At 39.9% G+C, this 23,370-nt stretch carries 19 protein-coding genes and 1 pseudogene; 13 read left to right on the forward strand and 7 right to left on the reverse strand.

The genetic code is table 11. The features are described from left to right. Position 1 precedes the first annotated feature (1 nt). From LC586_RS42635 to LC586_RS15440, 4 genes and pseudogenes are all read left to right on the forward strand, one after another. Positions 2 to 1,939: pseudogene (locus LC586_RS42635) on the forward strand (type IV secretory system conjugative DNA transfer family protein). A gap of 11 nt (positions 1,940 to 1,950) precedes the next feature. Next, a complete protein-coding gene (locus LC586_RS15430) occupies positions 1,951 to 2,385 on the forward strand; it encodes a hypothetical protein (RefSeq protein ID WP_229485653.1) in 435 nt (144 codons plus the stop codon). Positions 2,386 to 2,459: 74 nt separating this feature from the next. After that, a complete protein-coding gene (locus LC586_RS15435; RefSeq protein WP_229485654.1) occupies positions 2,460 to 5,084 on the forward strand; it encodes a DUF3854 domain-containing protein in 2,625 nt (874 codons plus the stop codon). A 223-nt stretch (positions 5,085 to 5,307) separates the two neighbouring features. Beyond that, positions 5,308 to 6,120 (forward strand): hypothetical protein, encoded by an 813-nt coding sequence (locus LC586_RS15440; RefSeq protein WP_229485655.1) that lies wholly within the window; start codon positions 5,308 to 5,310, stop codon positions 6,118 to 6,120. Here LC586_RS15440 and LC586_RS15445 read toward each other — a convergent pair. The 5 genes from LC586_RS15445 to mobV form a co-directional block, all read right to left on the reverse strand. Beyond that, positions 6,117 to 6,350 carry a hypothetical protein gene (locus LC586_RS15445; protein WP_229485656.1) on the reverse strand — a complete coding sequence of 78 codons (234 nt, stop codon included), beginning with the start codon at positions 6,348 to 6,350 and terminating at the stop codon, positions 6,117 to 6,119. The genes LC586_RS15440 and LC586_RS15445 overlap by 4 nt on opposite strands. 13 nt (positions 6,351 to 6,363) lie before the next feature. Then, complete coding sequence (locus tag LC586_RS15450) at positions 6,364 to 6,975, reverse strand: DUF6753 family protein (protein WP_229485657.1); 612 nt, start codon at positions 6,973 to 6,975, stop codon at positions 6,364 to 6,366. Next, positions 6,962 to 7,711: a P-loop NTPase family protein gene (locus LC586_RS15455; RefSeq protein ID WP_229485658.1), complete on the reverse strand. Its 750-nt coding sequence runs from the start codon at positions 7,709 to 7,711 to the stop codon at positions 6,962 to 6,964. Before LC586_RS15455 ends, LC586_RS15450 begins: the two co-directional genes overlap by 14 nt. After that, positions 7,686 to 8,576, reverse strand: a complete 891-nt coding sequence (locus LC586_RS15460) for a P-loop NTPase family protein (protein ID WP_229485659.1) — start codon at positions 8,574 to 8,576, stop codon at positions 7,686 to 7,688. Before LC586_RS15460 ends, LC586_RS15455 begins: the two co-directional genes overlap by 26 nt. An 87-nt stretch (positions 8,577 to 8,663) precedes the next feature. Continuing rightward, positions 8,664 to 10,472: a MobV family relaxase gene (gene mobV, locus LC586_RS15465; RefSeq protein ID WP_229485660.1), complete on the reverse strand. Its 1,809-nt coding sequence runs from the start codon at positions 10,470 to 10,472 to the stop codon at positions 8,664 to 8,666. A 345-nt stretch (positions 10,473 to 10,817) separates the two neighbouring features. Here mobV and LC586_RS15470 point away from each other — a divergent pair, with 345 nt between their 5' ends. From LC586_RS15470 to LC586_RS15485, 4 genes are all read left to right on the forward strand, one after another. Continuing rightward, a complete protein-coding gene (locus tag LC586_RS15470; protein WP_229485661.1) occupies positions 10,818 to 11,255 on the forward strand; it encodes a hypothetical protein in 438 nt (145 codons plus the stop codon). Further along, on the forward strand, positions 11,252 to 12,487 hold the full coding sequence (locus tag LC586_RS15475; protein WP_229485662.1) for a ParM/StbA family protein: 1,236 nt from the start codon (positions 11,252 to 11,254) through the stop codon (positions 12,485 to 12,487). The genes LC586_RS15470 and LC586_RS15475 overlap by 4 nt, the downstream gene beginning before the upstream one ends. Beyond that, positions 12,484 to 12,858 carry a hypothetical protein gene (locus LC586_RS15480; RefSeq protein WP_229485663.1) on the forward strand — a complete coding sequence of 125 codons (375 nt, stop codon included), beginning with the start codon at positions 12,484 to 12,486 and terminating at the stop codon, positions 12,856 to 12,858. Before LC586_RS15475 ends, LC586_RS15480 begins: the two co-directional genes overlap by 4 nt. A 113-nt stretch (positions 12,859 to 12,971) precedes the next feature. Next, positions 12,972 to 13,313: a hypothetical protein gene (locus LC586_RS15485; protein ID WP_229485664.1), complete on the forward strand. Its 342-nt coding sequence runs from the start codon at positions 12,972 to 12,974 to the stop codon at positions 13,311 to 13,313. 292 nt (positions 13,314 to 13,605) lie between these two features. Here LC586_RS15485 and LC586_RS15490 read toward each other — a convergent pair whose 3' ends face one another. After that, positions 13,606 to 14,169, reverse strand: a complete 564-nt coding sequence (locus LC586_RS15490; protein WP_229485665.1) for a hypothetical protein — start codon at positions 14,167 to 14,169, stop codon at positions 13,606 to 13,608. Between LC586_RS15490 and LC586_RS15495 the strand changes: the two genes are divergently transcribed. From LC586_RS15495 to LC586_RS15510, 4 genes are all read left to right on the forward strand, one after another. After that, on the forward strand, positions 14,168 to 15,913 hold the full coding sequence (locus tag LC586_RS15495; protein ID WP_229485666.1) for an AAA family ATPase: 1,746 nt from the start codon (positions 14,168 to 14,170) through the stop codon (positions 15,911 to 15,913). The two genes, LC586_RS15490 and LC586_RS15495, sit on opposite strands and share 2 nt — an antisense overlap. A 2-nt stretch (positions 15,914 to 15,915) precedes the next feature. Continuing rightward, positions 15,916 to 16,446, forward strand: coding sequence for a DUF192 domain-containing protein (locus tag LC586_RS15500; RefSeq protein ID WP_229485667.1), 531 nt, complete (start codon positions 15,916 to 15,918; stop codon positions 16,444 to 16,446). A gap of 236 nt (positions 16,447 to 16,682) precedes the next feature. Beyond that, positions 16,683 to 17,372, forward strand: coding sequence for a response regulator transcription factor (locus tag LC586_RS15505; protein ID WP_229485668.1), 690 nt, complete (start codon positions 16,683 to 16,685; stop codon positions 17,370 to 17,372). 36 nt (positions 17,373 to 17,408) lie between these two features. Further along, positions 17,409 to 17,930, forward strand: coding sequence for a hypothetical protein (locus tag LC586_RS15510; RefSeq protein WP_229485669.1), 522 nt, complete (start codon positions 17,409 to 17,411; stop codon positions 17,928 to 17,930). Positions 17,931 to 18,030: 100 nt separating this feature from the next. Here LC586_RS15510 and LC586_RS15515 read toward each other — a convergent pair whose 3' ends face one another. Further along, positions 18,031 to 18,564 (reverse strand): hypothetical protein, encoded by a 534-nt coding sequence (locus tag LC586_RS15515; protein ID WP_229485670.1) that lies wholly within the window; start codon positions 18,562 to 18,564, stop codon positions 18,031 to 18,033. Positions 18,565 to 18,600: 36 nt separating this feature from the next. Between LC586_RS15515 and LC586_RS15520 the strand changes: the two genes are divergently transcribed. After that, complete coding sequence (locus tag LC586_RS15520; protein ID WP_229485671.1) at positions 18,601 to 23,361, forward strand: hypothetical protein; 4,761 nt, start codon at positions 18,601 to 18,603, stop codon at positions 23,359 to 23,361. Positions 23,362 to 23,370 lie beyond the last annotated feature (9 nt).

Raw genomic sequence — 23,370 nt, forward strand, 5'->3', positions numbered from 1 at the left:
AATGAGAAGTAGCATTCAATCACAGTTGATTATAACTAATCAACCATTTCGGGTTGAGCAATTACAAAATCCTAATCATGAGATAGGCAAGTATACACATCACTTTCTCACACCTAATGGACTGGCACTATTAGGGGCATTAGGAGTTTATATAGTAATGAAAATGTTGTTAGGAGATGGTTCTAACAAGAAAAAAATAGCTACTAGCTATTGGGGAGGAAGTAAAGAAACCACAAAAGCAAAGAAGAAAGCACTTCAACAGATAGCCAATCCCAAATGTGATAGTGCGGCACTTTACATTGGTCGGCATCAATTTAAAGGTACAAAAACTTCTAAAGATAGTAAAGTAATCCCTTTATACGTACCAGATGCACAAAGGGGAACAGCAGCGATTGGCGCACCGGGAAGCGGGAAAACATTCAGTGCGATTAACCCGATGATTTATTCCGCAATTGAGCAAGGGTTTGGCATCGTATTATACGACTTCAAGTATCCGTCGCAAGCCAAAATTGCTGCGTATGCTAAATCAACTGACTTTTCACGGGAAGTCTTCAAGCCTCGAAAAAACGTGACTTTTTCTACAGCCTAATTGTCAATAGCTTTAAGTTAATGAAAATAGCTAACGGAAAAATCAGGGTTTGGAAAACCCTCAAAATGGCCTTTTCCACATGCCGTGAAAAGTCAGGCTAAATCAAAGGGGTATGACGTACACATCTTTGCACCGGGATTCCCTGAATCAGAAGTATGCAATCCCTTAGATTTTTTGCGAGATTCAGGTGATGCGGAAACAGCAAGACAACTGGCAACAGTAATAAATAAGAACTTCCGAATTTTAAATAATAGCAATGAAGATGGATTCTTTGGGCCGTCAGGGGATCAGTTGACCCAAGCCATATTAATGTTAACCAAAGAGTTTGGTGAAATGGCAGATATAATGACGGCGGCGGCAATACTATCGTCGGAACAAATGATTAACCGACTGATGGCGGCTTCACTCAACCCGTGGATAAGAATAGCGTTTGGTCAATTGTTCAGTTCTGCCGCTTCTGAAAAGACGGTTGCTGGGATTACAGCCACCGCTAGCTTAATGTTTACTCGTTTTATGGCGAAAAATACCTTGGGCTGTTTCATCGGTAAGACAACTTTACCTTTGGAAATCAAGCGTAAACAAATGATCATCTTCGGCTTGGATCGGGAGCGACGAGATGCTGTTTCTCCCCTGATGACCAGCATTTTACACATGACTATTGCACGGAATATAGCCTCGAAACGAATTGACTCCGGGCCGTTAATCGTTGCTTTGGATGAATTACCGTCTATTTATCTGCCTGATTTATATAGATGGCTGAATGAGTCGCGTTCTGAGGGGTTCTGCGGCATTCTGGGCTGGCAGAATATGGGGCAGTTGGAGAAGAACTACGGTAAAGAAGTAGCGAAAACTATCCTTGGGGCTTGTAGTACCAAATTTGTTTTTAATCCTGGTGAAAATGAATCAGCACAATTATTCTCCAGCTTTTTAGGAGATGAAGAAATTAAGTACAAGCATAAGAGTAGGTCAACTGGGGGAGGTAAACCTAGTACTACAGTTAGCGAACAAGAAAAAACTAAAAAGCTATTTGAATCAGCACAGTTTCTCAAATTACCATCGGGAAAATGTGTATTTATCAATCCAGCTTATGCGAACAAAGAGGAAGGTTCAGTGCCTCTACTGAAAAGTATTAAAATTCCCCAAACGATACTACTGCTTGAAGAATATAATCAACAGCAATGGGATAAGTTAGTAGTAAAAATGGCAATTAAAAGCACTCAAAAAACTCCAACTCAGCAAGATTTAGATATAAGAATTAGAGAAGTAGACCGGAAGCTACCCATACCGCAAGAACCAGTAGAGGCAGGAGTTGAAGCATTACCCGTTGATGGGATGAGAGCAATTTTGTAGGAGGAGTGGAAATGCTAATTATTGAATCTTCTCTTGCAGATTTTCAAATAATTAATAAATTAGATATAAAGCAACAAAGACTAATGGCAAATTTAATAAATGTTAGTGAGACTACCCCGTACATTGTCAATGCGTTTAATAAGCGGTCTAAGCTCAGACCAAGGCTGAAGAAATTTGGAATATATGTCAAGCTGATATTGAAAGACCTACAGAATTTATCTCAAGAAAAAAGTTATCAGCAAGTGCTAGATAGTTATTTAAAAGATATAGGCTGGAACGACTTGCAATATATAGCATTTATTACTTATGGCTCGAATTATGCTCAAATAGAAATTATTTTAAATCGCGTGATTTCAAAGACAAACATTATAGACTTGAAGTGCTTAAAAGTAAGTACAAGACAGTATAAAATCCTGTATAAAGCATATACAAAGATGTGTAAGTAAATCGGTGTAAATGCAAAAGCAACTGTTTTTGACACAAAGATAAATAATCATTGGTTAATTTTTAAATAATTCCTATGTTTGATGAACGAAGTGTCAATTTAATTAATAATTACACAGTGCTGCCATCTAAAGAATTAGACAATACACTCAAGATTTGGAAAGAAGCAATCGTTCCATTAATAGAAGCAGCAATGGAGCGATTGCAATACGAGTGGGACAAACAAGCAAAAATCGAGATCGGTTATAATACATTTGTACTGTCACAGGATGAGTCAGGAGCTTACGTGTGGTCAGAGATTGATCCATTAGCTGACATTGAATGGGACGAGGAGGCTGATTTAGAACCAGAAGAATCAGCCCCCTCGTCAACAGTACAAACAGAACAAACTCCCTCAAGCTCAACCTCTCAAGCAGAAGAATCAGCCACCGTATCAACACCTCAAGTAGAACAAACTCCCTCAAGCTCAACTCCTCAAGTACAGACATTGCAGGAGAGCGAAACAATTTCCATTCCTTCCCCAGAACATATAGACCCTGAACACTGGCATGAAATAGTAGTAAAAAGTGCTGTTAACCCGGAGATCGCCGCCCTTAATTTCACAAGCTTGCACCACGATTCGGTTGAAGGTGCAAACCTTGCTTGGGAATACTTGATGTATAGCAAAAGTCTTGAACGGCGTAACGATGGACGGCTGAAGAATATAAAGACATATTCGCATATTGAGCAAGGGGGCTGGTGGTGTAGCGCAGGTGTAGATCCGCGCTCATTTCCGGATCTCAAGCCAGGAGAAGTACCACAACAAAAGCTTTGGGGTTGCTTGAAACCCAACCACAAGAGAGAAAAACCTGAGCAAAAGAACAATTCTCAAAGTTATTTTAAGTTCCTTCAAGACGATAAACAGTCTCCCAGTCCTGACGAACACTCGAATAAACCAAAGGAATTTATCAAATATGAGCATCCGCCAAAAACACCATTGAGTGTTTTCTTGCTGGATGTACCAGATGATATTGCTAATGTAATTTATCAAAGGGCAGGTGTTACACCAAGCGAGTGCGATCGCCGCAGTGGATTTTGGTACTGTGTATGGAAACACAATGTACCCATTATTGTGACAGAGGGAGCCAAAAAAGCTGCCAGCATATTGTCACAGGGTCATGCAGCAATAGGTTTACCAGGGATAAATGCTGGCTATCGGACTAAAGATGAGCAATCTAATCCAATTCCAACACAGTTACGTGAAGAATTTGCGATGTTTGCTACTCCTGGTAGAGATATGAAATTTTGCTTTGACCACGATACGAAGCCAAAAACTATTGTCAATGTTCATAAAGCTTTATTAAAAACAGGGTTATTACTGCAACAAACCGGGGTTGATGTTAGCGTGATCAGCTTGCCAGGGCCGGATAAAGGTGCGGATGATTTTATTGTCAACAATGGCAGCGAACAATTTCAGGCTTTAATAGACCAAGCTCAATCTTTAGAGGAATGGTACAAAAGCAATCCACCGCCTGATTTAAGATTTTTTATCAAACTGAAAAATGGACAAGTCTTGAATCTGTATGAAAAGCAGTCTGACGGAACTGTTACATCAAACCCGGCTAACTTAGCAAAGGAACAAGTTGCACAGGCTATTCCTCAACTTTCCAAACCGCTAGAAGCACAATCACAAAACGAAGCGACAAAGCAAGGCGAACAAGGACAGCCCGATGAGAAAGCGGGAAATGTACAGAGTTCTTTAACGCCACAAGTTTCCAATACACAAAACTCCAATCCTGTTCAATTCCTAACTAATAATCAATATTGGGCAGCACGACAAGACGTACCAAATTATGCCCTAACAATTCCCAGAAAATTATTAGTAGAGAAAGAAAATAAAGATATTGCCAGTGCTGCCAAACAACTTCTAGATAATTACGCAGTGGAATTAGACGATGGCAGCACGGTTTACAGAGGTGAAGCTTTTAGTATCAGGAAATTTCGTGATACCTATAGCATTCACCGTGCTGATGATGAAAAAAATAGCTATTTTTCTAATCCACTAATGCAGTTTGAGATTGATAAAAAAGGAAAAGCAGTAATTACCAAAAAACCGGAAAAAATGCTCATGGTAGAGCGTCAGGAATTCCTAAAAGTGAATAATAACTTCAAATCAGTAGAGGAACTACCATCATTTTATGAAGATGCGATAACGCTAAAAGCTCAACTAGGTTCTTTAGCTCCACTAGGTACTCAAGCAGTGATTAAAAGGTTAGAGATAACTGAAGTTTCTCAATTGTTGAGCTACTCATTGAAAACTGCAAAATCTCAACATCTACAAATAGGAAGTTACCGAATTAAAGCCCAAAGTAATCAGTCTACTGGAGAATCATTCGTTAAGCTTTTTAAAAAAGAAAAAGATGGGCTGGATAGACAAGCTGTTAAAATTAACTTAAAAACAAATGAAGCGACTATAATGCAACTGTCTCAACAAGATATAGAAAATCTGAGATTAATAGCAAAAAGAATACAGTTAGAATACAGTCATCAAGACCAAGAGATTCCTAATTATATTCCCACTCCATCCGGGCAGAATTCGGCTGTGAAAACAACACCTCAAAATGTTATGTTAGATAATTTTTCACCCTGGCAACTCAACACAAAACATCGTCCGCCTAAACGTCACAATAATAAATCCTCATCTTTTGACATAGAGCTATAATTATTAGCATTGAACTCCTACAGTTCAGAAGGCAGAAGGGAACCCACGTTTAAAAACGTGGGATTGAAGTAAGGACGCCTTGTGTCTCGTGGCACTTTCCGCTCGACACAAATTTTTTTATACTAGTGGGCTTTAGTCCCACAACTAAAGTTTTTTATTAATACTTCTTTCCTTCTGCCTTCTGCCTTCTGCCTTCTGCCCTCTGCCTTTCTTTGTAAAATCTATGGAAGCCAAACAAGCCTCAACATTAGAGAAAATTAGAGCAATAAATCCAGGTGGTATCTCAGATAATATGATGGCGGCGAGATTGTCTCGTGTACTCAATCAATCCACTACCCAACAGGAAATATCGATAGATTCTCGTCAGGATTCAGAGCCGAATCGTCAAGCCAAAGTCCGAGAAGAATTAGGACAGCTATTATCAAAGGGAAATATTGAAGAATATAGACAACAGCTAAAAGCGCAATATATAAAGCAGTATTTAAACTCATTTGGTTTAGAGGAAACACAATTACAAGAATCCCAAGCAAACCAGAAATTAATTACTCAGCTTCAACAATTAAGAGAAATTCAAAAGGCTGCATTACCTTCTACTGAAAAAAGTAATAGTTTTTCTAAAAAGCTAATCGAACTAAAAACTAATCTTAAGGAACAGACACAAAATCAAGAGCAAACTCAGAAGTCATTCATTAGGGTAGTTCTCGATAAAATAATTACAAAGGGTAGAAGCCTGGGTAATCAAATTAGTGCATTTGAAAATGAGGGTTATAGAGCTTTACTTAAAGTTGAGAATACTAAGCAAATTCTCAGCATAGACCGTAAGCAACCACAGCCAAACCAATCCAATCCCGCATTTAAAGCTGAAAAATTAGGAGCGAGTGACTTTCAGATTTTAAAAGATAATCTTTCAGAGCAAGAGACTCAAGATATAGTGGCTAATAATCAGCAGCGACAGCAACAACCGCCGCAAATAGAACTACCACAAAAGCAAATTCAGCCGAAACGGGATTTCAATAAAGGGCCAGAGCTTGACTAATTAAAATATCCCACCCACGCACCCCATAAAAAACCAGAAACCAGCAATAAACGTTTTGCTGGTTTATTGATTTTTGTAAAGGGCGAAATAATCGCAGCTAACACGATGTAAAATGCGGACTCCAAAAAATCAGTCTCTAATGAGGCGATCGCTATGATAATTAAGCAGATAAAGATGCCAATTTCTACAAAATCTTCGGCTTTATCTAGCACAGTTTTGGAGCCGCGCATATTTTTAACCTAGCTAGTTTGATTTTCTGATTTTAACTACACAACGTCCATTTAATCGAATATCCTTTCGACAAAATTCAATATCTGCTTTATTGTCAATGATTAGTTTTCGAGCGTCTTTACCTTCAGAAGATTTGGCCCACTGTAAAAGCTTCAGGTCATTGACTGTAATCCCATCGGAGTTGATGCCCACATAGTTAGCAATCACAGTCCAAGTAGTGGCACTCCCAACCAAAGCACCAATCGCAATCATGCTACCGAGTATGCCGCCAATTGCCCAAATCCCCAGCTTGGTTTTACCAATTGTTGGTGCTTCTACAGGCAGAGAAATTGTCGGTTTGAGTTTTGGAAGTTCTTCTTTAAGACTTGCTTGTACAGCTTCAGTAATAATAGCGTGTTGCATCAGTTGTGCGGCTTTGGTGGCATCAGTGAGCTTTTTGTCCATCATCAATGCCCCAGATTCCATAAGTGCTTCCATCTGGGTAGGAAATTGAATCATCATTTCCTCAAAATTCCCCAGGATGCTCATAATTTGAAACATCGGATCTTTGGGGTCAAACCCTATTTCTTCGGAAAGTTCTCGAATTCGTTCAATTTCGGTTTCTGTATATTTAGAAATCGTCATGTCCAGACTCCTGCTGTTGGCGTATCTGTAGCAGCCCTAAGTATTCGGAGGCTAAAGAATTAGACTCAATAGATTGATAAAAACTGTTAAGCCATTTGTAAGTGTATGCTCTATAGACAGAAAAAATCTTGAGGTTATCCCTGACTTGTGAGTAAGGTAAGCCAATGCTTTCGATAGCTTCATAGCTGTATTTATTCAATCCAGACAAAGCAATATCTGTTCCACTCACATCTATGAGCTTGGGATAACCTGAAGTTTGATAAAGTTTGAACAGTTGATCAAAGTGTTGGTTTTTAACCACAACATAATCAGCCTTATTTCCAGCAAAAGCTAGAAGTTGGGACAAATACTCAACGCAATCTAATCGGTGTGAAATGGGTTGTACAAAAGTCAGCCGCCAGTTAACCTTGCCCAAAATTTTAAACAAGTTTACTTTGTCAATGTAGTTGCAAATACTATCTATGTGTTGTCCTGGCATATCAACAGCTAGAGCATCATAGCCATTGCGAAGTTCTTCAATGACCCAATCAGTGCCTTCATCAAAATTGATGCTCTCAACCGGAAGGAGACATTTATATGGTTCTAACCTTTTACGGTTGTCGTGATCGTAGGCTCTCAATCGGTATCCCAGTGAGCAAAACAAGTCAATCAACAAGCGCATTACTGTAGACTTGCCAACGCGAGAATCGCCCACAGTCATAATCAAGCGTTTAGGATTCGGACTGTAAGTTGGCATCAGCTAACCCCAGCAAGTGTTTAGCTGGCTCAATAGATTTTTTAAAGTTCTCCATCCATTTCTCAACTCGACCTTGAACAGACAGTTTCTTGCTTTGTTCTATACCCTTAGAAAAAGGTAAATTATTCTCATCAAGATAATCATAAGCGTGTGCAATCAAATCTGGCAGATAAATTTCTGGGATTGATTTGTTAAGCTTTTTAAGTTCTTTAACTAATGGAGCATTGTCATACCTCTCAAACCTATCTTTTTCTCCAAAAAACAAATTCTTGACAACAACGTAATCTACCCTATCCCCACAAAAATCTCGCAAATGAATAAATTGGTTAACCGAGTCCTTCGTGCGATTAATTACAGTAGCCATTGTGACTCTCATATCTAGCTTATTCTGTACCATTTTGAAGAAGCCCATTTCTTCCTCAAAGGAGCGAAAAAACTGAATTGATTGCGGTGGTAATTCTAGTAAAAATAAAGACTTACTAACAAAAGTAACAGGTTGTTCATCTTTGTCGAGTGAGTTAATCATGTCTGGATCTGATGATTTAATTACATCATTGTTGAGGGAATTGATCTCGTTCTCCTCCGGTGGGTAAATTAAGTCTTTGAGTTCATCTAACAGAGAAATATCAGCTTCTCCCCTTCTAAAGATATCTAAGGGCATAACAGTACATTCCGTTTCGTAGAATCGTTTGATTTGTGGGTTGGACATATCAGCATCAAACGCTGCAAATTCTTGTTTAGTATCAAGGTAAGTTTGGATCATCGCTCTAGAAAAGGTGGATTTTCCCACACCGCCCTTATCTCCAGTCACAATCACTAATCTACGGCTGTTGGTAGAGGTTGCGTTATTGGTATTGTTTGTCATTCTTTTTTTGCCCATCTCATGGGAACCTATTGATGAAAGTATTGTATCGAATTTATTTAATCCAAATCAGGATAAAGAATAGCTAATTTAAATTTCAATATCCTGCTGTGACGAAAGTTTTTGTTGTTGAAAGTAAAGTTTTTCTACAAGTTGTTCATTCCAATCTTTACCTTTGGCTTTGCTTATGACCGTAGTTGCATTCTTCAATAGATGGCCAATAGTCAGGGCAGTTTCATGACCCCAAGCATCATTATCAAATGCCATTTCTACCACCGGGACTGTTGAAAGAAAATCTACTGGTAGACTTTTGGGATTATCTACTGCTAAATACATTGTTCGTTGTTGCACTATTCCTTTATAGGCTTTCAATTCAAGCGTGGCGAATGATAACGCCTCAATCGGAGATTTACACAGCACTGCTCTTTCTACCTTACCTTGAGCTTGGCCTCCTAAGTGAAAGTAAAACCAGCTATCACTCCGCTTTGTACCTTTGTGGTAGCCCTTAAAAGTATTATTCTCTCCCTTTGTCCCTCTCAAAAACGCGCCATTAGTTTGATCATCGAAATTCCGCATAACAAATACAGCATTTTGATGAGCATCAGCATAAATTAAACCCCGTTGATATAGAGCTTGTACAAAATTGGGTGGCATACCCCGTTTACTCGTTAAGTATTGAGCAACTTCTGACCAGAGGGCTTTATCTTCAACTGGTCGCTGGAATTTTGGACAGGGTTGGGAGTGAATAATCTCATTTGTCAGATTGAGTGAATGGGCGATCGCTGCTTTTTGGACTCCAGTTTCACCAAATGATTCATATAACCACGCGATCGCTTGGTGAAAATTGCAATTATTAACGTGCATGACCAAATCAATTGCACCACCACCGCCCCTCTGTTGTTGAGGAGCGAAGTCGTAAAATTTGGAGCTATTAATACTAATGATGTGTCCATAGCCCTTCCATCGCCCATCAACAGAATCTAACCCTAACGCCCAGGACACATCAGCTAAAGGTAAATCGCGCAGTAAGTCAGCCTTTTGTCGCCATTCTAAGTTCTCATGTTCTAGGTAGGCAATTTGCCCTTCCATCTTCTGCCGCAATTTTTCTGAGGCAATTGACGAGGCGGATGCCCGTTTCTCCAACTGGATAATTCGTCGTCGGTCAGCCAATTGGTGATCTAGTTGTTGAATGCGTCGGTCGTTCTTGATGCGTTCAAGTAATTCCTGGGCTGTTTCTCCTGGCAAGGGCGCAAATCGCTCCAATTCCAAACTTAGGGGGTGAGAGTTGACCGCCTGATAATATTCTTGAACCTGAATATGTTTGGCTTTTGAGCCTTTAACTCCCCGTTGGATGCCTAAAGGAGCGAGTGCAACCGCATAACTATCTTGAAGTTGCGACATTTTCAGCCGTCCCTGTGCCACAGAACCACCGAACATCTCCTTATAACTGAGACGCTTGGTTTTTTCGTTGACTGGCACGATATAGGCATGAATGTGTGGGGTTGATTCATCCAAGTGCAATTCGGCTCTGACACACTTATCTCCATACTTTTCTATTAACCATTTTTGGGAAGTATTGCTAAAATCCTGCATCTTCTCTTCGTTCCAAGTACCCGCCATTGATAGGTCATCAGGACGAAAGTATTCTGGGCTTGCACTCAAAAATATTTCACTGCACAGCACTGCGTCTTTTCTGGGCTGGTAGTTTGTCTTTGATTTTATCAGTTCCTTAACTACTTCTTCGAGCGATCGCTCATCCTCTGCTCCAATCAATCGGATATTTTGTTTCGTTGGATCAGCATTGGGAGTATCCTGAAGTCGGGCAGTATGTTTTTCACTTCCCCCAATATTTCCGAATGATTTTAATTTCTCGACTCGTAGTATTGCTAACGCTACCATTGATTTATTCTCGTTGCAACGAGTGTCTTTGAAAAACTTCCGCGCTCCCGGCAGGGCGAACTACTTTTGCGTCCTGAGCGAAGCGAAGGATGGCGAAGCCACCCCGCAGGGGCGCGAAAGTAAAGTGAGTATACCTTTATCCTAAACTACCCGAAAACCCTCTTTTTCACACCACCTCTGCACCACCTCTGCACCACCTTTACACCCCCTGCTTTTTTGGCTCCAACTCGAATTTTTTGGCTTTTCACACCACCTCTGCACCCCCTACACACCACCTCTGCACCCCCTTTACACCCTAGTAATTTATTTGTGTGTTTTAATACGCATATACTTAAGTAAACGATTATGGTAGAACAACAAAATAAGAAAGTTGAACTTCCGAGGTTCAAACGTAGTACCTCAACTTGGGAAGGCAAAGTCATCGAATATTTGTTAGCTTATCCTGGGAAAACTGCTGTTGAGTTAACTGGGGAAGCCCTTAGTGCTTACTATCTGGTTGAGGCTTTAGAGGGTAAGGTCAGCGATGACGAATTTCGGAAAGCTTGCCGGGAAGCTGCTGAAAATCTCTCAAAAAAGTTGGCTTCGATTCAAAGAATGGCCGGGTTGAATACAATTACATCAGTACCTTCTTTTACACAACCAATTCCAGAAATTAAACAACTAGGTTCCCCCCCTCCTCAGCAGCAGGAACAAGAAGATGATGAAGACATCTGGAATATGGATATACAGATTTCAGAAGAAATGATGGACGTTAATGAAGCAATTGTAGGAGTTGATTCATGATTGACAAAGATAACTTTGATGCCACGAAGCTCGTTTTAACTTGTGATTTAGGAGCAAGTCTCATTAAGATATTTGCCCAAATCTATCCAGATGCCGCGCCGCAAGTCATTACTATGACTCCAGAAGTGGCAGATGTAGAAAGAGAATCTGTTGTTGGGCTAGATGTTGATCCTCTAACTAATGATGCAGCATGGGTAGGTATAGGCTCCGAATACTATGCTTTGGGCAGTTTGGCTAAAAATAAATTTGCAGGGACATCAGCAATTAGAGATTTGAAATATCAATATGCTTTACCGAAGCTAGCAGGGTTACTTTGGTTCGCTTGCCAAAATTTGGGTTTGGAAGAAGCTGATGTTTTCCTAAATTTGTTACTGCCTTCTGGTGAATACAGAGATGGTAAAAATTTAGGCAAACAGTTGTCAGCAGCACTTAAAGGGGGAATTGTTACACCAACAGGCAGATTAAAGCTTAAACCGTGCAATTTCATAGTTTCAATAGAAGGCTCTGGTGTTTTAGCAGCCCGCCGACGTACTTTGGGAGAAGCTTATTCTAGACGAACTATTGGAATGCTGATGTTGGGTTATCGCAATGCCAGCTTTACTGTAGTTAAAGGCAAAAACCAAATTAAAGCTGAATCCACAGATTTAGGAATGAACTGGTTGGTAGAAAGATTTGTGGAACACGCATCTGTGGGACTATCTAAGGATGATTTGTATATACCTGAAGCTTTAGTAAAAGCAAATCTAGGTAATCTTGAGGCATTGCGGTCATTATCACGCAAAACTAAATCTGCTGATATAGAGTCTGACTTAGCTTTGTTTCAAAAATCTTTAAAACTTGTGCGTCGGGAGTATTGCCGTGCGTTACTTAGATGGATAAGAACCATTGCATCTGTAGATGAAGTTCTCCTGTGTGGCGGAACAGGAGAATTTGTTCGCTCTGAATTGACCCAGTTTTTTGAAAAAGAATCAATACCTATTGTTTGGAACGGTGGAGTGGATATACCTGCTGCTCTAGATACTCATAAATTAGGTAATAGGTTGGCTGATGCTTGGGGTTCACATATCAGTTACATCAATATGTTGGATATACATTTCAAGTATGACCGCCAACGGCCTTTAGTTCCCCAACCAGCTAAACCTGTTAATACAGTTCAACGTTGCCACCCAGATCGTTGGAAAAACTTTTTACCCATGCTTGTTGATTCTCCTTCCTCATCTTCATCCTCATGAATAACACCGAACAACTGTCACAATTTGCCCAAGAGCAGCACTTTGACGAGCGCACAGTGCAAATTTTTAAAGCAGTTTGCCAAGATGCCGGGATTAACGATCTTCCACAAACAACCGTGGAACAAGGTAATTGCTTAACAGAGGTACTTAAACATAATGAGGCCACACCAGAGTTTGTGAAAAATCTCTTGAGCTATTCTCTACAAAAGGGAATGCCTCTTTATGTGATAGACCACATTCTCAATAGCGATCTTGACAAAGACGGCAGAAGCTTATCCCAAGAGCTTTTTGAGGATCATACTGACCCGTTTGAAGTAAGTAGCCGTCCAAGGATGTGCAAAACTTCACGACAAATGGAACTAGATTTATGACATTTTGCAGTGGTTCTCTGCAAAATGTCACTCAAACAATAGCGTTTTGCTGGATGTAATTAACATCAAAAATTCGTACAATTTACGTAATTTTTGTTTCTGTATTAACCAGTATGTTGCAACAAACGATTGCGTCAAGGGATAAACCGAAAGTTATAAAGCCGACTGGAAGTCAAGTAGAGAATCTGGAAATGCTTCTGGTTGAGAAAGCGCAACAAGGAGAAGATGTAGCCGGGACTATTAAGGCTCTTGAATACTTCCAGAGTAGTAGCAATGACCAATATTGGAACAAAATTTATTACGGACAAACAAAAGAGAGACAGACCTTTGAATCCGTACAAAGGGTAATCATTACTGCTTTTGCAATTTTAGGAATGATTATATTTCTGGCCAAAGTCCAGAATCCATCAGCTAATTTCTTAAATCAATTGCCACCGAAATCTATCCAGAAATAACAAGCGTGTAGGGTGTAGTGCTTCGCCACACAAACTTTGCGTAGTGGCAAGCAGAGGGGCAGAGGTGCGGAGGGGCAGGGGTGAAAGAACTTGTACAAATCTCTCCCCTGCTCCCCTGCTCCCCTGCTCCCCTGCCGGCCTCCACCCAGCAATTTTGGGTTGGCAGACTAGTAGGGTAATCATTGCGAAATAAAATTAATTTTTCACTTGTAAATTAAGGAGTTTTAAACTACTTAACCATTGGATGTAAAGACCAAAGATATTTTTGACTTCCACTACACCCAACACCCTGCTAAAGATAACGATTGCGGTAGTTATCTTTTGAAAGTTTGCCAGATTTTTTAGTAGTCCATTGCCATAAAGGAGTTAAGCGTTCAACATCCTGGAATAATAACCGCCAAGAGTCATTATACGTGTACTGGTAAATAACATTAGCCAGCACACGTAAACATCTTAGCGGTTGGCTTTTTACTTGTTCTTCAGCAAAACGAAGGACGATCCAGTTTGCTTGGACAAAGCATTTATTACGATAGTCATCCATACCTACACAGTGAATTGGTTCATGAGTGAGGAGAGTAAATGGTTCGTCAATCTCTAAATCAATGTGCAAGTTTGTATTTGGTTCCACGAAAAGAAAATCGGCACTGTAAGCGGCTGTGTGGTTCAAAGGTAGCAACTCTTGTTGAGAAAAAATGTGAGGGTCAAAATACTTTTGTAGTGTCAAGCCAAAATCCATCTCAGAAGCGCCTAACTTCGTGCTTTCGTTTGATTTTGAAGGTAAAATCAATGGCTCAAAACGGCCTTGTTTAACACCTTCGGGAATAAGCAATATGGGATAACAAGGACGGTTTTTCATGAATGATTTAATGACAGAACTTTTCAAGTTAATTAAACTACAAAACCCGATATTTGCTCTAGAATATCCTTTACAAGAACGACCAAATTTATTAAGCAATATTGCTTTTGAATGTGAATTACAAAATATCAAATGTTACTTGTGGTCATTTGAAGATGATTCTTTATACCAATTACAAATTGATACAGGAAAACTAACATTACAAAGCGTTAGTGAGTATCAACCTAAAGAGAAATCTCGACAAGAACACTATTTTGAAATCTTGCGCTTTTGGAAATTCACTCAGTTACAAGGCGTTCTCATATTAGAGGGGATATTTCCTTGGTTAACTAGCAATTCTGAGTTTCTCACCAGTGAGTGGATTAAGTCGGCTCTGATTAACCTGAAATTATATAACCGTAATTCGCCTAAAACTGCCATCCTCTTGGGGCCAAACGCTAGCTTATCACCGGATATTGCAGCAGAAGTAGTCACTCTTTATCAACAACTACCAACTATCGCAGAAATTACTACTTGTTTAAAGCAATTGTTGCCCGAATACAATTGCTCAGAAATTGATGAAACGGCTCAAGCTGGCGTGGGATTATATATAGCAGACATTGAGTACGCTATCAAACACATTATTGCTTCTGGTTTGTTTGAGCCTCGTGAATTTACAAAACATTTACTTGCTTACAAAGTCAACCTATTCAAACGAGTTCATAACATAGAGTTTCTCCAGCCCCCAGCAATGAAAATAGGCGGGTTAGAGTTGATGCAAGAGTCATTCCTCAAGTATAAACAACTGATGACTCCACTAGCACAAGCCTATAATCTGCGGATTCCAAAAGGTGTTCTGCTGATAGGCCCACCCGGAACCGGAAAATCTTACTCGGCTAAAGTTTGTTCTCAATTGTTGGGTATACCAATGATGATTGTGGAGTGGGGCAACTTCCGAAGTTACGGGGATCAAGCTCAGTTTAAGCTCAAAAAACTACTAGCGTTGGTGGATAGAATAGACCGGATTATCTTCTATTTGGACGATTTTGACAAAGGTTTTGCGGGAGATGATGACTTAGGTAGACGGCTGGCAGGAATGTTATTGACATGGATGCAAGAGCGAACGAGTAATGTCTTAATTATTGCCTCGGCTAACAATTTAGAATTACTGCCGCCAGAATTAACCAGATGTGGACGGTTTGACGATATCTTCAAAGTGGACTTGCCTAACAATGGGGAAAGACACGAAATATTTAAAATCCACTTGGCAAGGTTTGATCAGCGTTTCCGTAATGGCTCTGACGTTTACAGTGAACAAGAATGGCGCAGACTCCTGAAAGAAACATACCGTTGTGTCGGTGCGGAAATTGGAGCTATTGTCGAAAAAGCCGCAGCTTCAACTTTCTGTCTGATGTTTGAAAACTCTACAAATGACCAAGCCCCGTTGGGGCAGGGTGTGGGGTGTGGGGTGTGGGGTGTGAGGGAAGAAATAGCCCCAACAACCTCTTGCGTACAAGCCCCGTCTTCACTGCACCCTACCCCCTACCCCCTACACCCTATTTTTGACGATAACTATTCCCAACTCCCGCCATTAGAAATCACTGTTGCCGCCTTATTAGAGGCCAGACAGAACATTAATCCGCTAGCTATCAGGGAGGCGGACAAAGTTGAGAGGATGCGAAACCGAGCTTCTTTGCAAGGACTACCTTCAAGCCCAATTGATGATTCGGTTTACAGCCACGGCAATATTAATATTTTTAGTTAATTATGTTGCTCCCGATTTCAAGAAAGCTAGATTATGCTGCCATCAAAGGTTTAAGGATACTAGGTTCTATTGCTGGTATCTCAATTATTGTTGGCACGATATCCTTAAGCTTGATCGCTTCTCGTCCACAGCATCTTCCCATTAGCTATAAGCTGAATCGCAACAATTACACCTTTTATTTAGAAGAGGCTAAGGAACCAACCCAATTACAAAAAGGATTGAAATATCGCTCTCACCTCGCCAGCGATCGCGGAATGTTGTTCAATTTGGGAAAGCCGTATAAAAATGCAGCGTTTTGGATGTATAAAGTAAACTTTCCGCTTGACATAATATTTATTCATCAAGGAGTAGTGACACTTGTAGTGCATAGTGCTACTCCCTGCCCTAAACACCCTTGTCAAATATATACGGCTCCGATTGCTACTCATGTACTGGAACTGCCTTCAGGTATGGCTAAGTTAACTAATATTAAAATCCGAGATAAAATAACTTTTTCTCAACAGCAGTTATCAGGTTCTAATGGTAAAATTTAGCAATGTTATTTGTAAGAATTTAGGAGCCGATCCAATTCGCAACTTGTAATCACAGTTATTGCTAGTGGGAGCTTAAACCTACCAGTTGCTTATTCACTGCTCATTTTTAAAATCATTAGAGGCTTAAACCCCTGAAATCATCTAAATTATCCGATTAGACAGGTATGGATTCTAGTTGCGAATTGCGAATTTTTACAGATTGTCCCCGCATTCAGTTTTTTAAAACTCAAAAAAGTATGATTCGTGTACTAATAATTGATGATTACCCAATTCTGCGGCTGGGAATCAGGACTGCCCTAGAGAGTGTAAATATACAAGTCCAAGAAGCGGATTCAGGGGAACAAGGCTTGCAACAGGTTAGAGACACTCATCCCGATGTTGTAATTCTAAAAATCGACTTGCCCGATGTCAGTGGCATTGATTTAATTTCCGAAATTAATCAAGAGTTTCCCCATGTCAAAATAGTCGTCTTGTCTGGGCATTCCGATGAAGGTCTATTAAAAATGGCTTTTAATGCTGGTGCTAATTCCTACTTGCTAAGTGATACAAGAGCAGACATTTTATTATATGCAGTTGAAATGTCCTATCAAGGACAGTGCTGGATTGATCCCAGGCTGTCTCGTTCTATCTTAGATATCAAAGAGGAGGATAACTCTTTGAGAAAAGGAAAAAAGTTTGGCGAATCTTTAACTTCAATGGAGATGAGAGTTCTTAAGTTAATGGCTGTGGGATTTTCCAATGAAAGAATAGCTGACAATTTGCACGTTTCTCCAGGTTCAATTCGAGGATATACAAACTCTCTCAACCTAAAACTAGGGGCGCAAAATCGCACTCATGCAGTTTTTCGTGCTATTTGCCTGGGTTACATAAACTACAAATCTCTGTTTAGTGAGATTTCTGGGGACGAAAATCTAGAAGCTGTTTAGCTGGTTTGATTCCACAACTTCTACTTTAGAAAGACAATGCAATCTACTAATTTTACTCGTAAGAGTCTCATTCTTACCTTGGCTTTAGCTGTTGCTTCCTGTCAATCGACCGTTGGGGCTGGCTCAACTGAACAAAATATGTCTGTACCTGCGGCAGATAATTTTACTCAAAAAGTTAAAACTCTTGCTCAAGAATACCCTCCACTGTACCGAGTATCCTGGAATGTCTGCGGTGTCCAGAAAAGGGTGAGTATTGGTCGCACTCTCCTAAATCAGTGCGTTGATGCTCAATCTACCCGAACGATGTTAGTTTGGGGGGCGACTGGTGGATACAAGCTAATCCCGACCCACCAGTATACAGGTGGGGTTCAATCTCATCTTTTTGTTGAATCAAAGGGTTGTTTTGGATTGAATAAGCCAAGCAGTAATGCTCAGTATTACAAAGCTAGAACATTTCTTGTTGCACAACTTGCTCAAAAAGATAAATTTAAGCCAACAGCCCAAGTAAAACTCACCCAGTTGTCTGATGAAAAAAAAAAGATGCCATTGCTGAACTGATCACTAATCCGCCTGAAACTTTTTCTCCTGTCGTGACTCCTGATGATTGCCAGTCTGAACAGCAATGGACTTCTGTTTATGCGCGTGCTATCCCCCCTGGTTACAAGTAGGGCGTGTCCTTATCGAAAGGTAGACTGCTGGGTTCTTCATTGTTTCTCAAGTCTACCTCCATTTGTTGAAGGCGTTGTTTGTATGTGCCGTTAGCAGGCTTGAGCGATCGCATGAGCCAAGCACCATAGTTAATGCCTTGTTCTGCGTGGGATGCTGACATTTTATTGAAGTTTTCTATTTCAATCTTTTGACGGCGTTCCATCTCTGCCAACCATCCCTCGCTAATTCCCTGTTTCAGAGCAGATTCAATATACTCGGCTCTGAGAGTACCATCTGGATTAAATTGTTTCTTTTCTTCTGAAGAAAGGAAATCATAAGCTGTATACTCTATCCATTCTTCTGGATCTGTTTCGTCCAGGCGTTTCCATTCATCGTATTCTGCTTTACATCTACGAGCATAACTATCAATTGCTGCATTATTCATACCTCTAGATAGCATCTGTTCTCTGGCTTCAGGTTTTAAAGTACCATCTGGATTAAATTCTTTACGATTCATGTTGATCCAGCGTTTAATTCTTGACATACTACACCCCCCAAAAAATGAACTTTAAATAAAACTATGTCGCTTGAATTTAAGCATTTTGATACTCGGTTAAACCAGTGGATTCATCCCAATGGTGATAATAAGAATTCTCAGTCAATTTTAACTGAAAAGTTAGATAATACTCTACTAGAATTTTACTTTCCTGGTAAGAAATTTTCTTTTGGGCATTTAGATGAATATAGTACCCCAGAAAATTTAAGAAATCATCCAGATGGGCATACTCTTTTATTATCTTCTAAAACCAGATTACTGTATGGTTCGCCGGAATGTTTAGAAGTAATCAATAAGCTATGCCCTGATAGAAAAGATAGGGGAGCTTACGGCTCAATATTTTTGGGTGCTTGTAAAAATGCAATTAACGAAGAATTAAATATTTTAATTGTCGATGATTCTAATGGAGAAAATGGAGGAGTAGTTGACAAACAAGATGCTTATAAATTAGTAGGAGATTGCTATGGTCAAATTTCAACTCAACTTTATAACAAGTTAACGAAAAGGGAGGAACAACAAGATTACCGCATTATTCAGCATCGCTTTGGTTGGACAGAAAAAGATGGGCAAGATACTAAATATCGCTTCGGCAAAGGGACACTAAGACCTTATAACTTAGAAAAAATAAGATATGCTGATACTAATAACGAACCCAAAATTGACCTAGTTTTGCCTCTCTCCAGCTTCAAAGGCACAGACAAGGATCGCCCTGATGGCCCCAGTAAGCCGCAGATTCAACCAAGACTCTACAGACAAAAGATTTGGCTTGGCGAAAAGTCGCAATCAGAGCGTGGGAAGACTGCAATATCTCAACTACTGGCATCATTCCCCCAAGGCATTAAAGACTTCGCTGAGGAACTAGAAGCCCAAGCCCAAAAGCTGTCCCAATCCCAAAGTGACCCCAGGAAGATAGCACAACTTTACTGCCAGAAGTATGAACAGCGCAAAACTTTTAACGAAGAACAGAAATTATCTTTAAAAACGGAAATTCCCGAACAAGTTGCTAATGCTTCACTTATTAAAGAATTAGAATTACTCACTTGCAATCAAGCTGAAGAACAATTTCAAGCAAGTGATGACTTAAATGAGAAATCAGCGAAAGATGATTTATTAATGTACAAACTGATTAAGGCTGACTTAATTGGAGGGCATAATCAGCTTTTAGAAACAGAGAAGGTGAGGAAAGAACTCGCTAAGTTCGTCCAGGGTGAGTGGCGGGATATTGCTCTAGGGCGGACGCTGGCTTTTGATAGAGGGATGGTCATTCCATCCAAGAATTTGAAGAATGGAGAAATCTGTGTCCCTTGGTTGGATGAAGGTGAAAAAATTTTAAACTTCCGTTCTCCATTCCTCAACTCTAATGGTTTATGCGTTTCAATTAATAAGCTTGTTGATGACCGTCTAGGGCCAGACGGTGAGCCGTTAAAAGGAGTTATTGTTGTTAACGATGAAGATTTAGAACGCATCAAGGCGAGACTTCAACAGGGCGAAATAGCACCATTAGAAACCGAATCTCAACGCCAGGGAAGAGATTTTGATGGTGATTGTATTGGCGTAGCACTTGCAAGCAAGTATCCTACTTTTACAGCCGAAGCTGAGTATAGGACTCTGCCACCAAACGCTTATCGTCCAACTATTAAAGAAAAGAAACAATCATTTTATATAGATGGTAAGCAACCACCATTTGAAGAAATCGCTATCCACATGAGCGATAGTATCAGCGTAGGCGTGATTAATAATCAAGTGACCGCATTAGAGGCATTAGAGTCGGAAATTGAAATATTAAAACTTTACGGAACACCTGAGCAAAAATCCCAGTATATAGATAAAGTATCAGATCATTATCAAAAATTATTAAAAGCTGAGAATTCCTTTATTAATCCATCACCAATTAGAGAAGAATATAAGCCTTACATAAAATATTTTGTAGCTTTAGCAAATTCACCTAGAACGGATGAAATCATATCCCAATCGATGGAAAAAAATCGCTCCTTATATCGGCTTATGATTGAGGAGGCGTGTTATCACAATCAAATAGCCGTAGATTTATTCAAAAGTTCTAAAAAGCCGGAGATGGGCTTAATTAGGGAAAACAACCGTTATTTATATCGCCAAGTTGATTATATTAAAGATAAAAAATCCCCTACAGCTTATTTAAATTCTGAGATAAAAACTGAAGGTTACTCACCAGTTGAGTTACTAATTAACCAAACCAATAAATACTTTCAACAATCACAACTAGAATCACGCCCCATAGTTCAGTTCCACGATTTATTTAACGGTGTTGAGTTTACACCACAGCAGAGATTCAGTGCGATCGCTGCCAAGTACGAGTTCGACAAGTTATTTAACGCAGCTATGGCAATGGAAAGGCGGAGGGAGAGTGAGCGTGGCCCTAGTGCCATCATCCAAACGCAACAGGGGTCAAAACTTGAGATTACAAACTTAATTCGATACGATCATCCTCTGATCTGGAAAGCTCAAACCATTAATTTGAAACTAGAGGCGGATAATCGCTCATCGAAATTATTGGCAGTTGCCCAAATAAATAATGAAATTGGGGACTCAGGACAGCCCCAATACTATAAGTTAGGTACAGTTAGCCCCCAGTCTGTTCAAGAATATGGACTCAAGCCAGGGATGTCAGCTAATAATGCTTCTGTAGTTGAATTCCGACCTGAACTAACTAAAGGGCAAACCAGATTAATGTTCCAGCAAGCTTATAAATTTGCTGAAGAATTTCGTTCGAGTATCCCAGAGCAGGAGAAATTGTCAGCAGCATCGGCGGCGTGGAGCGTGGGCGCGGCGCGACAGGATGAGTTAGAAGATAAACAGTTAGATAAAAGCCCTATTCAGAAAAAGACTCCCAACTTTGTGTTTGCGGCGTTCAGCGATGAAATTATTTCTCGGCTTCCACATCTGCAATTTACTGATTTACGAGTCGGGACATTAGGTAATGAGGCGAACAACTTCAAGGATAAAACTTGGAATCAGGGTGAGAGATATCCGATTGAAATCAGGGCATCACACCACCCTCCAGGTCATGAACGCCACGCTTCGAGATTAGTATTTGTCCAAGATAGCGATGGTGAGTATAAGGAGTTTGCACCGTTGGAACCGAGAACGGGACAATTACCAATCGGGACAAAGGCTCAAGCTAATGTATTGCCAGGGGAAACTTACACCGCGAACGCCACAATTTCTATCTCAGGTACTGAGCCGATAGAGTTCACCGTCCGAGAAATTAAGAAATTCGCTCATGCCGAAAAAGTTTTCCATGCTCAACAGGCGACTTTAGAAATTGGTACAGTACCAGTACCGAGTGAAACAGTAAAAATTAAGTTAGATGGTCAAGTGTTAGGAGAATTAGATGCTGATTCTGTCAAACAGCTTGAAGCATTTAATTATATTAAAGATGGCAACCCACTTAATTTAAAACTAATAACTTTTTCTGAAAGTAAAGAACAAACATTTATTCTTGGTAGCTCACCAAATGAAAATTTGCTTAAAGTTAATAAGATTAATCATTATGATTATAAAGGTGAGATTTTTAGCGATGCTGGATATAGGCGAGTCACCTTAGAAGTACCACCATTAAAAACCAGAGATGCGGTGTTTTTGAATGGGGAACCGCTAGGAGTATTACATTTTAAAAAAGATAAGGAAGCGCTGAAAGAATTGGGAGTTCTCAAGTTTGGGAGGCTGACTCCAATACAAGCAACATTACAAAGTAATATCTCAACAACAATGATGGTGAAGATTGACCCAAACACCATTCAATATCCCCAAACATGGACGAAAGAAAATCAGGTTTTTGGTCAACAGATAGTTAATGAAGAGCAACAAGCGGCAATAGAAAGAACCACGCCAATTCTCCAAAAAATCAAGGAGCGTCCAACCATGCTTGTCGCCACACCCTCATACAAATCACAAGGATTGATGGGTTTGGCGGTTGACAATCACAAAATCGAAGCGGTGAATAAATGGCTAACTGCTCAAAATGTTAAATTCTCGCTTGCCCCAACAGAAGATGTTATCAGGGAAACAAAAAAAGGTCTAGCGGTATTTAACTTGGTTGATAGCTCCATCCCTGCTAAAACTTTGTCGAGCATGACCAAGAAATTCGGAGGAATTATTGAGTCTACTCTTGAGTATCAGCAAAAAGTTAGCTCCCTTGCCACACGACCACAATTTTTGAAACTACCAGAACAAACAGCGCAATCCCCGCCTAACCAATCTATAACTCTATTACTCTCCACTAATCCTTCTACAACAGACATTACTAATAGTACAAAAACCGAACCTTTAGGTGTAGAAAAGCCCCCGACAGTCACTATTGATGATTTGAGAAATTGGTACAATGCCGCAGATAAGTTAGGGAAGTCGGAGAATTACAAAAAACGCATTGTAGAAGTGGCTAATGGGTTTAAAGCTGGTGAGCAATTATCAGCCCAAGCGTTGACAGTAATGAATCAAGATACATTTGAGCTTGAAGTCATCAGTCGGCTAAGTCAAATTGCTCAAAGGATTGGCATGGTTTGGGGTAAGTCTGATGAAAATGGTACTCAAGTTCTAGGAAAGATTTATGACTTGGCTTTCAATACCCAGCAGAGGGATTTAACTATTTCGCAGAAAAATGGGGAGATAATTTTAAATTTGCAATCTGGCAAGGTGCAGACTAATAAAGTAACTCCACAGATATTGCAAACTTTTGAAGATGTTAATACTCAAATTGATAAAATATTAACTAAATCTCAAACACAGCAAGTAGACTTACAAAGATAAATTTATCCT

Origin of the sequence: Nostoc favosum CHAB5714, from assembly GCF_020829495.1 — a bacterium.
GTDB lineage: Bacteria > Cyanobacteriota > Cyanobacteriia > Cyanobacteriales > Nostocaceae > Nostoc > Nostoc favosum.